Origin of the sequence: Nostoc sp. FACHB-892 (assembly GCF_014698795.1) — a bacterium.
Lineage (GTDB): Bacteria > Cyanobacteriota > Cyanobacteriia > Cyanobacteriales > Nostocaceae > Nostoc.
The window spans coordinates 1-13,826 of record NZ_JACJTR010000084.1 but is presented as its reverse complement, the minus strand read 5'-3'; the positions used below and the strand labels follow the sequence as shown (position 1 = coordinate 13,826).

14 protein-coding genes and 3 pseudogenes are annotated in these 13,826 nt (G+C 46.1%); 6 read left to right on the top strand and 11 right to left on the bottom strand.

Going from position 1 to position 13,826, the window contains the following annotated elements; translation table 11 throughout:
* Window positions 1-33 precede the first annotated feature (33 nt).
* Window positions 34-201, bottom strand: a pseudogene (locus H6G96_RS38275) (disulfide bond formation protein DsbA); the annotation flags it as partial.
* Between the two features lie 212 nt (window positions 202-413).
* On the opposite strand from H6G96_RS38275, the gene H6G96_RS38270 reads away from it, so the two are divergent.
* Together H6G96_RS38270 and H6G96_RS38265 are read left to right on the top strand one after the other, a co-directional pair.
* A complete protein-coding gene (locus H6G96_RS38270; RefSeq protein ID WP_190919567.1) occupies window positions 414-1,181 on the top strand; it encodes a hypothetical protein in 768 nt (255 codons plus the stop codon).
* 32 nt (window positions 1,182-1,213) lie between these two features.
* Window positions 1,214-2,053 (top strand): hypothetical protein, encoded by an 840-nt coding sequence (locus tag H6G96_RS38265; protein WP_190919565.1) that lies wholly within the window; start codon window positions 1,214-1,216, stop codon window positions 2,051-2,053.
* Between the two features lie 636 nt (window positions 2,054-2,689).
* Here the strand turns inward: H6G96_RS38265 and H6G96_RS38260 are convergent.
* Window positions 2,690-3,403: a hypothetical protein gene (locus tag H6G96_RS38260; RefSeq protein WP_190919563.1), complete on the bottom strand. Its 714-nt coding sequence runs from the start codon at window positions 3,401-3,403 to the stop codon at window positions 2,690-2,692.
* A 124-nt stretch (window positions 3,404-3,527) separates the two neighbouring features.
* Here H6G96_RS38260 and H6G96_RS42010 point away from each other — a divergent pair.
* A pseudogene (locus H6G96_RS42010) lies at window positions 3,528-3,684 on the top strand (transposase); the annotation flags it as partial.
* 41 nt (window positions 3,685-3,725) lie between these two features.
* Here the strand turns inward: H6G96_RS42010 and H6G96_RS38255 are convergent.
* The 6 genes and pseudogenes from H6G96_RS38255 to H6G96_RS38230 all read right to left on the bottom strand — a co-directional run bounded on the left by H6G96_RS38255 (window position 3,726) and on the right by H6G96_RS38230 (window position 9,036).
* A complete protein-coding gene (locus tag H6G96_RS38255; protein WP_190919561.1) occupies window positions 3,726-4,076 on the bottom strand; it encodes a hypothetical protein in 351 nt (116 codons plus the stop codon).
* 652 nt (window positions 4,077-4,728) lie between these two features.
* Window positions 4,729-5,475, bottom strand: coding sequence for an SDR family oxidoreductase (locus H6G96_RS38250; protein ID WP_190919559.1), 747 nt, complete (start codon window positions 5,473-5,475; stop codon window positions 4,729-4,731).
* Between the two features lie 88 nt (window positions 5,476-5,563).
* A complete protein-coding gene (locus H6G96_RS38245) occupies window positions 5,564-6,532 on the bottom strand; it encodes a zinc-dependent alcohol dehydrogenase family protein (protein ID WP_190919557.1) in 969 nt (322 codons plus the stop codon).
* 255 nt (window positions 6,533-6,787) lie between these two features.
* Window positions 6,788-7,312: pseudogene (locus H6G96_RS38240) on the bottom strand (thioredoxin domain-containing protein).
* A gap of 427 nt (window positions 7,313-7,739) precedes the next feature.
* A complete protein-coding gene (locus H6G96_RS38235) occupies window positions 7,740-8,150 on the bottom strand; it encodes a hypothetical protein (protein ID WP_190919555.1) in 411 nt (136 codons plus the stop codon).
* A complete protein-coding gene (locus tag H6G96_RS38230; protein WP_190919553.1) occupies window positions 8,143-9,036 on the bottom strand; it encodes a pirin family protein in 894 nt (297 codons plus the stop codon). The genes H6G96_RS38235 and H6G96_RS38230 overlap by 8 nt, the downstream gene beginning before the upstream one ends.
* A gap of 124 nt (window positions 9,037-9,160) precedes the next feature.
* Here H6G96_RS38230 and H6G96_RS38225 point away from each other — a divergent pair, with 124 nt between their 5' ends.
* Together H6G96_RS38225 and H6G96_RS42720 are read left to right on the top strand one after the other, a co-directional pair.
* Window positions 9,161-9,715 carry a PadR family transcriptional regulator gene (locus H6G96_RS38225; protein WP_190919551.1) on the top strand — a complete coding sequence of 185 codons (555 nt, stop codon included), beginning with the start codon at window positions 9,161-9,163 and terminating at the stop codon, window positions 9,713-9,715.
* Window positions 9,716-9,748: 33 nt separating this feature from the next.
* Window positions 9,749-9,871, top strand: coding sequence for a hypothetical protein (locus H6G96_RS42720; protein ID WP_277933086.1), 123 nt, complete (start codon window positions 9,749-9,751; stop codon window positions 9,869-9,871).
* A gap of 14 nt (window positions 9,872-9,885) precedes the next feature.
* Here the strand turns inward: H6G96_RS42720 and H6G96_RS38220 are convergent, their stop codons facing one another.
* Entirely contained in the window at window positions 9,886-10,839 is a 954-nt protein-coding gene (locus H6G96_RS38220; RefSeq protein ID WP_190919549.1) for an NADP-dependent oxidoreductase, read from the bottom strand.
* A 339-nt stretch (window positions 10,840-11,178) separates the two neighbouring features.
* On the opposite strand from H6G96_RS38220, the gene H6G96_RS38215 reads away from it, so the two are divergent.
* Window positions 11,179-11,430: a hypothetical protein gene (locus H6G96_RS38215; protein ID WP_190919547.1), complete on the top strand. Its 252-nt coding sequence runs from the start codon at window positions 11,179-11,181 to the stop codon at window positions 11,428-11,430.
* Window positions 11,431-11,499: 69 nt separating this feature from the next.
* On the opposite strand, the gene H6G96_RS38210 is transcribed toward H6G96_RS38215, so the two are convergent.
* A complete protein-coding gene (locus H6G96_RS38210; protein ID WP_190919544.1) occupies window positions 11,500-12,129 on the bottom strand; it encodes a response regulator transcription factor in 630 nt (209 codons plus the stop codon).
* 12 nt (window positions 12,130-12,141) lie between these two features.
* Window positions 12,142-13,826 (bottom strand): PAS domain S-box protein (locus tag H6G96_RS38205; RefSeq protein ID WP_190919542.1); only part of this gene is annotated, 1,685 nt, incomplete at its 5' end.

The following is a 13,826-nucleotide window of genomic DNA, read 5'->3' as shown; positions in this document are numbered from 1 at the left end:
TCAGATATGAATTGAGAGCAAAGATCGGGGAACTTAATGACTTGCAGCAATCATGGCAGCCATCAACTCCGTCGTGTTCCAGCGCTCGGTATACCGAATTCCATTGATAAACAGGGCTGGGGTAGTCGTCACTCCACTCTCTATTCCGCCTTCAATATCTTCGTTGATGCGATCGACATGCACTTGTTTAGAAAACTCTTTTGGCACAACTAGAGAACCCTAGCTATCTAATTGGTATACAAAGCAGGTAAGCTGATATTGCACCTAGCAGCAGTAAAAAATTAGTGATAGAAAAGTTGCCTCGCCATCGCCCAAAACGAAAATTCAGTAATATCAAACAAATAGTATTAGAATGTTCGCTCATCAAGTGCGTGCATTGTGGGGCAGAATTAGCGCTACGCAGACCAAGACACATGCGTAAAACCGTTCAAACAATGGATGGTGCAGTGTTTGTGGCAGGCAAGAGTAAAGAATGTATCAATTCCAGTTGCACACATTTTGGAAAACATTACTACGCTACTGGCGTATTAAAGTATAGCTTGCCTTACAGTACCTACGGGCTAGACGTGCTGGCATTTATAGGATGGCAACATGAACATGAGCATCAACAGTTGGTAGAAATTCAACGTTCATTAAACAAGCGTGGCGTAGAAATTAACGAGAGTAATGTAGGGAAGCTATATCGTCAATTTCTGGCACTGTTAGGTGGAACGATGGCACATACCCAGGAGAAATTAGCTGCTACAGCAGTTGAACATGGTGGCTTGATTTGGGCAATAGATGCCTTACAGCCAGAGGGTCATGGGACTTTGTTATACGTATTATATGAAGTATTAAGTGGTACAGCAGTCAGTGGAATTCAGTTACCCCAGGCACAGGCACAACTGTTAATTGAGTGGCTGCAACCATATAAGGAGTTCCCGTACAAGGTACTGGCAACATTATCAGATGGGGAATCAGCAATCATCGCGGCAATAAATTCAACTTGGACAGATGCACCACATCAACGTTGTCAGGCACATTTCCTAAGTAATTTGAGTGAATCTGTGCTGCCATTAGATACAAAGCTCCGACAACAATTAAAAGCAGATTTAGATGGATTGCCAAAAGTCCCAGAGAATTCAGAAAGACCTCAACACCCAAGTTCCCAACAGCAGCCAGATACTACCCCCCTTTTTTAGCAATCCCTTATTCGTCACGAGACGTAGAGCTAGTGGCTGTTGAAGCCCAAATTCGTGCTGCGATTAGGGATTGTGTCAATCGCACAAGTCGCAAACCTTTTCAGTGGGGCGGTTTAAGCGGCTACCAGCAACTCGAAGCGATTGGACAGATACTACGTAGTTTACCATGTCGAGAACTTGATACAGATTATTTGTCTCTCTTGTCAGTATGGATTGACCAAGCTTTAAGCAACAATCTTTCTGTAGCCTTGGATTTGGCAGAAGCACATAAGTGGTTACGACGAATTGCCGAGTGTTTGTGCTATCCAAATAACTCCAATTCCACCTCAGACAATGTAACTGATATTACACAAACTGCAAAAATCCCCAAAACTCGTTTTCAAGTTCGGCGCGATATGGAAGAGTTATTACAGCAGTTTGTGCCTGACCCAAGACAAAATTCAGCACAATTTGCCTTAAAGAAGAAGTTACAACGTTTATGGGATAAATACGGGGCTAACTTATTGCACTGCTATGATATCCCAGGCTTGCCGCCAGATAACTTGAAAATGGAAGCGATGTTCAGCCATTTGCGTCGTCATCAACGGCGAATCAGTGGCCGCAAGTCAACTACCCCATTGCGCTATTTTGGTCAATATCAAGTTTTATTCGTAGCCGAAAGCGAAAAACACTTACTTGAGCAAATTCAGGAAGTTCCCATAGCTGAGTACAAAACTCAACGTCTTAGATTAGCAATGGCAGAAGCTCCTCGCCAACGCAAACATCGCCTTCACCATGACCCAATTAGCGCAATACAAGTTCTGGTCAATCAACATACCGAACTTCTTTCTGTGCTTGATTCTCAACCTCTTAAATACCAATTAGATAGCTAGGGCTAGAGAACTGGAACTATGGTCGTCGATCATCTTTCTATATCTGTATCAAGCATGGAACTTTGTGATTCACTTGCTCAATCCACATGAATTCAATATAAGCAATTGGCTTTTAGTTGTCGTCTACAGTCAGTTAACATTTTTAGGCTGTAATTTGATAGAGCAGCCGCTCCTTCTTAAGATAGAAGGTAGGCTCTAACTTAAGTTAGAATCCGAATTTGATCGAAAGTACACCCTACAAACTGACAATGCCGCGTTTAACGGCAACAATAATTGATACCAAGCCTTAAAGGCTTAGTGCAGATATATTTAGAAATAATCGTCAAATAATTTACTAGGAATCTTCTTGAGATATCTCATCAAGATCATTTCTCGTGCAATTAACATACGTAATTGCAAATAAAATCACCTCATGCAGAAATGTAAGTTTTAGCGATGGCTACGCCCGCCGCAGGCATCGCACTTTTTTGTCCGACCTCACAAAATCGCGTTGCTCCCAGGGATCTTTCCCAAACCAGGCTGACAGGTCGATTATGTGTAGCAACCTAGATTCTAGCCAACGGCTCGTGCAAAAGAGAGACTTGGGTCTGGTCTTGTCGCCCGCAGCGCTTTGACGAAACCCAATAGCGCAGCAGGCTAGAATCGGGTTCTGCTACCACCCCAATCGCCTGATTCGCAGTTTCCCCGGAACTTTGCAATCCCATCTATGGCGATCCTGCCGCTGCGTCGGTCGATATTGACACGCGGTTTATTTAGCCCGTTCATCCGGTATTTTCCCGTAATTCGATCGGGTTCGACCTTCAGGTTGTCGAGTTTCCACCATCCATTGTTACCGCGCGAATTGATCAGCGCGATGAGCTTTCCGCCCAGATGGATTTTTCCTTCTGTACCACGGATTTCGACCTGAACCTCGGAATCGAAACTGGTAGTCGTTGACTCTAGGCGATTACGCAGTTCGTAGCGATGGCGGCGTTCGTTCCATTCATAACTATTGCGGCTTTCGACACCCCCCGGTTTGCGACCTTCACCATAGCAGATCAACGTCAGATTTTGGCGCGACGGGTTGCTATTGTAACTGTCAAGTGTGCCTTGTTCTCGCAGGTAGCTATTGATTGCCGCCTGCGCTTTACGAATATCTGTTGAACTACAGGATCGGACCTGTTGAAGGATCTCTCGCTGAGGGTTAAAAAGGACAGTGCAGCCACTTCCTGATGTCATACCAGTCACAGTCAGATTACCGCTGTCTAAAGTATCAATCACTGCTTGAGCATTAACAGAATGACTCACACTAAGAGTCAATAAACTCAGAATAGTAGAGGCTACTATTGGCAAGGTTTTTATTGGTTGCATTTAGTTTATATGGGAATGGCACGCTTGCAAAGCTCTAAGCTATGTGAAATAAGGGCTAGGGCGTGTTTTAAAACTCGGTAAAATGGTTGAGAACACTAAAAATTAACGAAGTTAACATTTATCTATGATCCTTCCACCGCAAAGTCGGGGCGACTTGACAGAGCGACAATGGAAGCGCCTGATGCCACTGCTTCCAGCTCAAAAACCAAAAACAGGCCGCCCAAGCTTCATACCACCGCACAATGATCAATGGTATATTGTGGATTTTACGAACCGGAGCGCGAGAGCCGGGTTCGCTGCTGCGCCTTGTTAGGCAGCAAAATCACCGCGCACCCCGGCTGACGCGACGAAACCAGGCCCCACTTGCTGCTCCTGCTAAAGCGATTGTGGAGTAAGCCGCTAAAAAAGCGACTCCAACAGGAATTAACGGACCGCCGGGCAGAAAACAAAGCATATACGTCAGTTGACCAAGAATAATACCGGCATAGTGCGACCAAACATGTTTAGGCCGAGCAAGGCCAACGATAAGGCCAACAATAAGAAGTGCTGCGGAATAATAAAAACCTTTCGCATCCCACGGTTCGACCTGCCCGGATAAAAATGGTGACAAGGCCCAGACCATTGCACCGCCCACAAACGAGAACAAAAAATTTATCGCTAACTTTCTTTTCATTAGACCTTATCGGTAATAAAGTGCTCGGTATCTCAATGGACAAATAGGCTGCAAGAAGATTTGGAATCGGTTTAAGAATTGATTGCTTTTCTTAATTCCGATTAAGTCTATTTTTCACCCTCGCTGCCTAACGACCAAGCTCACCGGACGCAGAAAACCTTTGCAACTCAACCAATTAACTTGACACGTTCCGGTGCAGCGACTGGTTAGACTCACGGCGTATTCTACTGCTGTGAATAAATTGACTTATACCCTCAACTAGCTCAGGCACAACTGGCAGCGTTGGATCAGAATAGGAAGCATTTTGCTGTTCAGGGTCTAATGGAACAGCTTTTAACACGTGATTCATCCCCTCAATGATTTTAAGCTCCGCATCCGGCTTAGCCCTCTTCAGGTCTTGCGCCTCCCTTACAGACACTTGGATATCCGTTGTTCCTTGAACAATTAGAACAGGGACAGTGAGACGCCTAATCTCTTGGGCAGGGGTATAGCGAAACCAGGAAATGAGGTAGGGTTGGATGCTCGATCTGTAGAACTCGTTGAGTTCTGGTGGAACAGAGGTCACTCTCTTCCCTTGCTCTAGAGCAGCAAGAATCTGCTCATTAGTGAGTTGCTTGAAATGCTGTATTAAACATTTCGCACTGCCGATCGACTACTGCGCTACATACCCACCATCTACCATCAACGTTTCACCTGTTACGAACGATGCCATGTCAGATGATAAAAACAGGACTGCATTTGCAACTTCAAGAGGTGTGCCAACTCGTCCGATCGGGTGAAGTCCTGTCAAGTAAGCTTTGGCTTCATCTGTAAATGTTTCAAACATATCTGTTTGGATTACTGCTGGTGCAACGACATTGATGCGAATACTCGCTTTGGCATATTGGAGTGCAGCAGCTTTTGTTAAACCTACTACCGCATGTTTACTTGCGGTGTAGAGGAGTATGTTAGGAAGTGCAACAACTCCAGCCCCAGATGCCATATTGACGATTGCACCACTTCCCTGTTTCAACATCTGAGCAATTTCATATTTCATCGACAACCAAACGCCTTTGACATTAACGTTCATCGTGCGGTCATATTCCGCTTCTGTTTGCTCAATCAGTGAAGGATTTTCGCCGATCGTTCCTGCATTATTAAAGGCAATATCTAACCGACCAAAAACGTCAACCGCTTTATCAACCATTGCTTGAACATCGGCTTCTTTCGTGACATCTGCTTGCACAAAAATCGCCTCTTTGCCAGCTTCCTTAATCAATCGAACAGTTTCTTCACCTTCATCAATTCGACGACCAACCACCACCACCTTTGCTTGTTGTTGGGCATAAGCGATCGCCGTTGCTCTACCAATTCCCGATGTTCCTCCAGTAACTAAAGCCACTTTATCTTGCAGTATCATTCTGTTTCTCCTGTCCCAATCAATATTGACCTTCAACACACAATCAAACTCCGATCCGTTTAGCAATTACCAACGCCGTAAAGCTGGTCTAATTTTCTGTAAACTTCAGCACAATTTTGCCCCGTGTTCCTCCCTGCTCTAGACGCTGATGTGCCAGAACGACCTGATCCCAAGAAAATACTGAATCAATCACTGGGCGAAGCTGATGACGCTCGATGAGTTTTGTCAAAGCCTCTAATTTTGCTCGGTACTGGGGTGAAAAAACAAAATGAATCGTCAGATTCTTACCCCATGCTTCAAGAAGCGATTGCGGTATTGCAATGTCTACAATGCTTGTAAGCCTACCAAAGGGACGGATGATTTCTAGACTACGCTGAATTGTTTCTTTGCCGATCGTATCTAGAACTAAATCCACACCCAGTCCATTTGTTTCTTGATGAATGACTTCTACGTAATCTTCATTTTTGTAATCAATCACTCGATCTGCGCCCAGTTCTGTCACGAAATCTCGGTTTCTAGAACTACACGTCGCAAAAACGTATGCCCCTATCGCTTTGGCGAGTTGAACTGCGATCGAACCCACTCCACCCGCACCCGCATGGATGAGAACTGTTTCACCAACTTGTAGATTGCCCCTAGTCACTAGACAATCCCAAGCAGTTCCGCCTGCAAGCGGAAAAGAAGCTGCTTCAATGTGCGATAGATTTGCAGGCTTCAATGCAACAATCGCTGCATCAGCCACATGATACTGAGCGTAGCTACCAAATTCTCCAAAAATTTGCGGCGAGTAGTACACGCTGTCTCCTACCTTGAAATCAGTCACAGCTTCGCCAATTACCTCAATCACCCCTGAAACATCGACTCCAAGGATAGCGGGTAATTGAACCAGTTCCTTGTAATCACCACGACGAGTTTGGTAATCGACCGGGTTAATCGAGGTTGCACAAACTCTGACTAACACCTGATTCGCCTTCAGTGTTGGTGTGGGAACAGTTTGAATCTCGAACTTCTCAGCATCACCAAACGCAGTTAATACGGCTGCTTTCATAGATTCCATCTGTGGTAATTATCCTTGTTGTAGAGTAAACAGTGCCGTTGTACAACCCGGCCTTCACACGATCAGCACTTAACTGTTTAGAACATCGTGTTATCGTTAGCCGACGCTTCCGGGATAGTCTGTAGCACGTCCCAATGCTCGACTATCTTGCCTTCATCATCCAGGCGGAAGATGTCGATGCCTGCCCAGTCGTTGTCGTCCGGCCATTGTTGGTAGCAATGCAAGACTACATAATCGCCTTCAGCGAAGACGCGCTTAAACTGGACGCACTTGCCCGGTATACCGAATTCCATTGATAAACAGAGCTGGGGTAGTCGTCACTCCACTCTCTATTGCGCCTTCGATATCTTCATTGATGCGATCGATATGCACCTGTTTAGACAACTCTTTGAGAAATTGAGGAATGTCTTGCCCTAAATCATTGGCGTACTCGACAAGATAACCATTCTCCAACTTTTGTTGATGGGCAAATAAAGTATCATTCATTAACTAAAACTGTCCTTGGACAGCGGCGGCAACGGCTGCTTCGGCTGCCCGTTGAGCTTGGGGATGAATCTGTGCTTGCGGAAAATGACGGAAGATAAAGCATAAATAATCCTTTCCAAAACAAGTATTCAGCTCTTGTTTGATCGCTTTAATCATCTTGTAAACGTCCGCACTTCTGGAGCATTGATAGTCTCCATACATCACCAGCACTACCTTGGCACTCAACACACCTTGAATATGCTCTTGAGTTGAAGGTGGTACAAGTAAGGAACTGCGGCTACGATCGTCGTTCATCTTTCTAAATCTGCATCAAGCATGGAACTTTGCAATTAACTTGCTCAATTCATTGCCTGGATGACTGTTTGCATAAATTCAATATAGGCGATCGCCTTCAAGCTGTCGTCTATAGCGAGTTAACTTTTTTGCCGTACAAATTGATAGAGCAACTATGCCATCGTAGAGTAGAAAGCTAGCTATAACTTAAGTTAGAATCGGGCGCATCAATTCGTTTAGGAAATACATCAATTCGTAGATTAACTGTCAGAGTAGGCAGTATCGTTCGTCGAACGTTCCTTTCCCAATAGGACGGATTCCTAAATCGCTGAACTAGGAAATTAATAAACACCTGAACACGCCGCGAATGCTTACGATTCGGTAAATATAATGCATAAAAACAGTTCGTCCAGATTAAAATTAAACTGGACGAACTGCTCATTTATAGTTAAACTTTAGTCGCTAGCAGTGTGACCACATCAGCATGAGCTAGCACCACATCGGGGTTACGCTGAAGTGCCATATCATACTTCACAGCAAAGTCATTTCCCACTTCATCAGGTGTGAGTAGAATTTGAACATCAGCAATGAGAGCAGCGATCGCCTCGGAAGTGACAGGCTCATCAGAGTGGATTAACTCATCAATTTGCACAATCAATTCTGAGAGGCGATGCAACCAGGCAAATTGATCGTGACCGATCACCAGTTGCAGCAATTCACCTTTAGAGACCTGTCCGCGCACTTGTTCGTAACGAATACGCTCTGTATCCAACAACAGTTTATGCAAATGCAATAGCTTGATGCGTATATCGGTCAGCAGTTGATGTTGGGTGATGCGGTGTTGAAGCGTGTTAAGCATGAATATGTCCCATCCTTCCATTTCGGTAATCATCGATCGCTTGCAGGATTTCGGCTTCAGTGTTCATCACAAAAGGACCATAGCGCACCACAGGTTCATTCAGCGGCACTCCAGCAATCAGCAATAGATCAAGGGGCTGGGTGGCATCCGCAGGATTGGCGATCGCCACTTCCTCACCATCCGGTGCAAAAATCACCATTTGCCCATCCTCACCCCGTTCCTGCTCAGTGCCAAACAAACCAGACCCATCAAGGACATAGGTAAAGGCGTTGTACTCTTTCGGTACCGACTGAACAATGCTTGCTCCTGGTTGTAGTGTGAAATGCAGGTAGATAATCGGGGTGCGGGTTTCAATCACCGCTTTCGCCCCCAACGCTTCTCCCGCAATCACGCGCACCGTCACAGACCCATCTTTGGTCTGAGCCACCGGAATCTGCGCTGATGGAATTTCCTGATAGCGAGGAGCAATCATCTTGTCTCGCTGCGGCAAGTTGACCCATAGTTGGATGCCGTGCAGCCGCCCACCTGTGCGGGTAAACTCAGCTTCTGGCATTTCGGAATGCACTACGCCTGCCCCAGCGGTCATCCACTGCACATCACCGGGATTGAGCAGTCCGGCATGACCGACCGAGTCCTTGTGTTCCAGCCGTCCATCCAGGACGTAGCTGACGGTTTCAAAGCCACGATGAGGATGATCCGGTGCGCCCTTTGCTTGACCGGGCTTCTGATTCACGGGACCCAATTCATCGAGGAGGAGAAAGGGGTCAAACTCGGAAAAGCTACTCTTGGGAAAAGGACGACGCACCAGGAAGCCTGCTCCTTCAAGCGTTTCTACACTATTAATGATTCCAGCAACGGTTCGGAGTGTTTGAGTTTGAGTTGTCATACAGTTGCCTCCAGGCAGATAGTTTATAATATTTATCCTATATGTGATTAATCATATAATAGCATAGAAGGATATAAATTCTATGGGTAGGGCTTGTCCTCCCTGTTCGTTCGGTAAACCGCCTATGTCTCTTGCCCATGTGATTCTGGGTCTGCTCCAGCAACAGGAGCGGACCGGCTACGACCTCAAAACCGAGTGCTTTGACGATTGCATTTACCATCTGTGGCCAGCAGATCAGGCACAGATTTATCGGACTTTAGACAAACTGGAGTCACAGGGGTGGATTACCTGTACCGTCGAGATTCAGCACGATCGCCCCAATCGCAAGGTTTACCAGATTACTGAAGCAGGTGAAGCAGAGTTAACCCACTGGCTCCAGACGCATCATCCGTTGCCCGTGTTGCGAGAGTCGTTGCTGGTGCAACTCTATTTTGCGGCTCAGTTGCCTAACGAGGCGATCGTGGATTTGCTAGAGCAGGAACTGGAAGCACGGCAAGAAAAGCTAGCCCAGTGTGAGGCGATCGAGGTTCTATCTTTGAGTAATCCGACTGCATCGCGCGAACAAAAACTGCATCGACTGGTTTTGGACTTAGTGAAGCAACGGGAACAGAATTATTTAGATTGGTTGGAAAAGGCGATACGTGCTATTTACACGCTGCGCGATCGCAACAATCCGTAGCCAATCAACGTAAATTCCTTTGAATATATTGCGATGGAAAGTCAACAGAAATTCAAGCATTGGCTACGACGGCATTATCAACTTAACGGAGTACAGTCAAAATTAGGCATGATAATTCCGGTAATTGAGTTCGTTTTAGGTGAAAGCGATGCCTAGCTGAAGAAAATCTTTTACGCATTCTCTATGATTAGCTTCCGAGTCAAACCAGGCTTTTCATGCAGTCTGTGTGCTTCTGCCGTTTGAGCTAATGAGAATGTCTGCTCAATTCGAGGAGATAAAACACCAAGATTCAACCATTCAACTAGCTTAGACAAGTCAGCTTGATTGGGTTTATTTTCTACCACGATTGGTTTGATGGCTCGATCTTCAGTGTAAGGACCTCCTGGCTTCCACCATTCTGGAAGTACGGTTGTATAAGCTCCACCATTCTTCACGGCACTGAAAGTCTGATGGGCAATGTCTGCTCCAACCAGATCGATCGCCCCATCAACGCCTTCAGGTACTACTTCACGAACAGCATTGTTCAAGCTTTGGTCAACTGGAACCGCCCATTCAACCCCTTGGGTACATGCTTCTTCTGCTAAGTGAGGTGATATAGGGGAAATCACTTTTAGCCCTAGCTGCCGTGCTATCTGACTAGCAAAGCCGCCCACTGCACCCAGTGGATTATTAATCAGAATCAGTTGTCCAGGTGATAGCGAGAGGGCTTTAACGGCTTGAAGAGCTGTAATACCGGCTAGAGGAATGGCAGCGGCAGTTACAAAGTTGATGGTTTCAGGCAGTTTTACAATCTGTGTTGACGGAACCGCAACGAGTTCTGCATGAGTACCTCTGCCGCTGGAAGGCTGCTTTGAAATCAGTACGACGCGATCGCCTCCAACAAAATCAGTCACACCATCTCCTACATCTTCAACAATTCCTGCGGCATCCCACCCCAAAATCATGGGAAAACGATGTGGTTCACTTGATAAAACACGCCCTTGTCGAACGCCAATATCAATAGGGTTCACGCTGGATGCATAGACTCGTACCAATACTTCGTTAGTACCAGGTACTGGATCAGGCATTTCAGTCAGATATAGAACATCAGGTGTTCCATAATGGTCAAGAACAATAGCTTTCATTGCTTTTTTAGGAATGAGGTGAACGAAGCTTGAGGTAGATAAATACTGACCGTTGAGAGTTGCTTCGGTAGGTTCGCCGATTTTGAAAACTTAAAGAGGAATTAAAATGCTGTAACTCCCGGTTCGCCCATTTTAAATTGAGTTAGAAAAAAGCTGAACGATTTAATAGGGGTTTCCGGCTATAATACAAATGTACTTTAATTCCGACTTTGGGCGATCGCATAAAAATAGAGTTTTTAGAGCCGGGTGGTAGTTCAAGGTAAATTTATGGGAATGGCTAAAACCATTGCTACACCTAGATTTTCTGCTTTTTGGGAATTTCTCTAACTCCAAAAAAAAATGAGCGAACCGGGAGTGATCAATCAGCAGCAGCACGCTGTCATTGGGATTGATCATTGTGTCGATGGTGTTGCTCATGGGTTTGTCTCCTTTTTGATTCAATATTCAATCAATGTCGTTTTTTCCTCGCTATCTGGGGCGTGTCCAGTTCTAGTACTCAGCTTCTTTCGGAATAAGTTCAATATAGGAGATCGCTTTCAAGCTGTCGTCTATAGCAAGTTAAAATTTTTACAGTACAAATTGATAGAGTAACCGTGCCATCGCAAAGTAGAAGGCTAGCTATAACTTAAGTTAGAATCCGAATCTGATCGAAAGTACACCCTACAAACTGACAATGCCGCGTTTAACGGCAACAATAACCGCTTGAGTACGATCGCTGACATCTAGCTTATTCAAAATCCGATTAACATGAGATTTAACCGTGCCTTCACCGATACTTAAAGCAGTCGCAATATCGGCATTACTCATCCCCTGCGCCAGTGAGCCGAGTACTTCTAGTTCTCTTTCACTCAGTTCTGGATTGCTGAGACGTTGAACTAACTTTGCTCCCACATCGGGCGGAATATACTTCTGACCCCGATGAACGGTGCGAATCGCATTCAGAAGCTCGTCAGGTTCAGTTTCTTTCAACAGATATCCTTTTGCACCTGCCTGCAATCCCCGGTAAATATCTTCGTCACTATCATACGTGGTCAGTACAATAATCCGAGCAGATTTAGCAGCAGCACAAATTGCACCGATGGCGGCAACTCCCTCTACTTCAGGCATGCGGAGATCCATCAGCGTGACATCCGGTTGGTGTTCCCCAAATAGAGCGATCGCCTGTTCCCCATTTTCGGCTTGGGCAATCACCTGCATATCTGGGTCATGGTTAATAATCGTGGCTAATCCTTGCCGAAAAATGGCGTGATCGTCCGCAATCAAAACCCGAATGGTCGTGGCTTGGCTCATCGTGATGCTCACTCAAGGGTTGACGGTGACAATAATTTCTGTTCCTTGTCCAGGTTGACTCCTAATCGTCAGTTGTGCGCCGATGCGCTCTGCCCGTTCGCTCATGCCGAGTAAGCCAAAACCCTCAGAGGCTGGCATACTTCCAACTCCAAAGCCCTGTCCATTGTCTCTCACGCGCAACAAGAACTGATCATGCTCGTAGATTAGCTCCACTCGAATTTCGTCAGCGTTGGCGTGTTTGATCGCATTGGTTAATGCTTCCTGCCCCATCCGCAGTAGGTTATTCTCAACTTCAATTGATAGAGCATACGCTATCCCCTTGACCTCATAATACAAAGTGGTATCGTTTGCAGCCGCTCTGATTTGAGCGACGAGACGATGAAGAGCGCTCTGTAAACTGCCCTCCTCTAGAAGCTGAGGACGGAGCGCGACAACCGATCGCCGCGCTTCAGCCAGTCCAGTTCGCGCCAATTCTTTGATCAGGTCTAGATGCGCCTGAGTTGCTTCTACATCATCCGTTAGCACCTGTTTTGCGGCTCCGACCTGAGCCAGAATGCCTGTAAACGCCTGAGCGAGTGTGTCGTGAATCTCGCGTGCCATGCGGTTGCGTTCTTCCAAAATCGAGGCTGCTTCTGCTTGCTTTTGCAGCGTAATGTCTCGCGCCAGCCAAATCACCTGTTCGTGCCGAAGCGGGGCAATGCGAGCCGAAAACCAAACTTTTCGTCCAGCTATCCACTGGCATTCAGTGTATTCAACGGTGAGTACTTGTTGGGTTTTCACCACCTGCTGAATATAATTCAGGAATTCATCAGCTTGTTCCTTGGCATAGAGTTGATGCAGTGTTTTACCAATATATTCCTCCCTATACTCCTCTCCATAGGATGGATTTCCGAGGAATATTGGGATTGCGTCGATCACTTGCCCTTCAGCATTGTAAACACACAGCGGATCGGGAATGGCTGAGAAGAGCGCTCGCAGTTCTGCTTCAGAGGCTTGCAGCGCGGCTTCTGCCTGTTTGCGATCGCTAATATCCGCAGTCACCCCTTCGAGGTAGCCATCGTCTGCATTCAGATAAGCAGAGGAAAGTCCCCAGAACAATGTCCCATCTCGTTTTCGCAGCTGAGTTTCAAAGTTTTGCACTTCCCCATCCCGCTTCATCACCTCAATGGCTTTTTGGCGATCGCTGGGATTTACAAAATAGTCGATGGTGTGTTCCAGCCCAATGATTTCTTCTGGTGAATCAAAGCCAAGCAGATTGGCATAGCGTTGATTGGCATTGAGAATTAATCCATCCGAGAGGCGGGTTCGGTAGATGCCGACCTGCGAGTTTTCAAAGATAGCTCGGAACTTAGCTTCACTGCGTTGTAAAGCCTCTTCTGCTTGTTTACGCTGGGTGGTATCATTACCAACCGATAGAATTTCAACGACCTCTCCCTGGTCATTGAAGATGGCTTGATTCGACCAGGCCATCCAAACTCGCCGACCGTCTCGACACAGGTTTTCACTCTCGCCTTGCGGGTACGATTGAGGATTACGAAGTAAATCGTGAACAAATGGTTTGACATCGCGTCCAGAGGTTTCGATGTCTGGAATGATGGTTTCAAATAAGGTTCGCCCTACAATCTGATGTTCTTCATAGCCCAGGAGTTTCACCCCATAATCGTTGATGTATCGAATTCGTCCTTGCGTGTCATAGC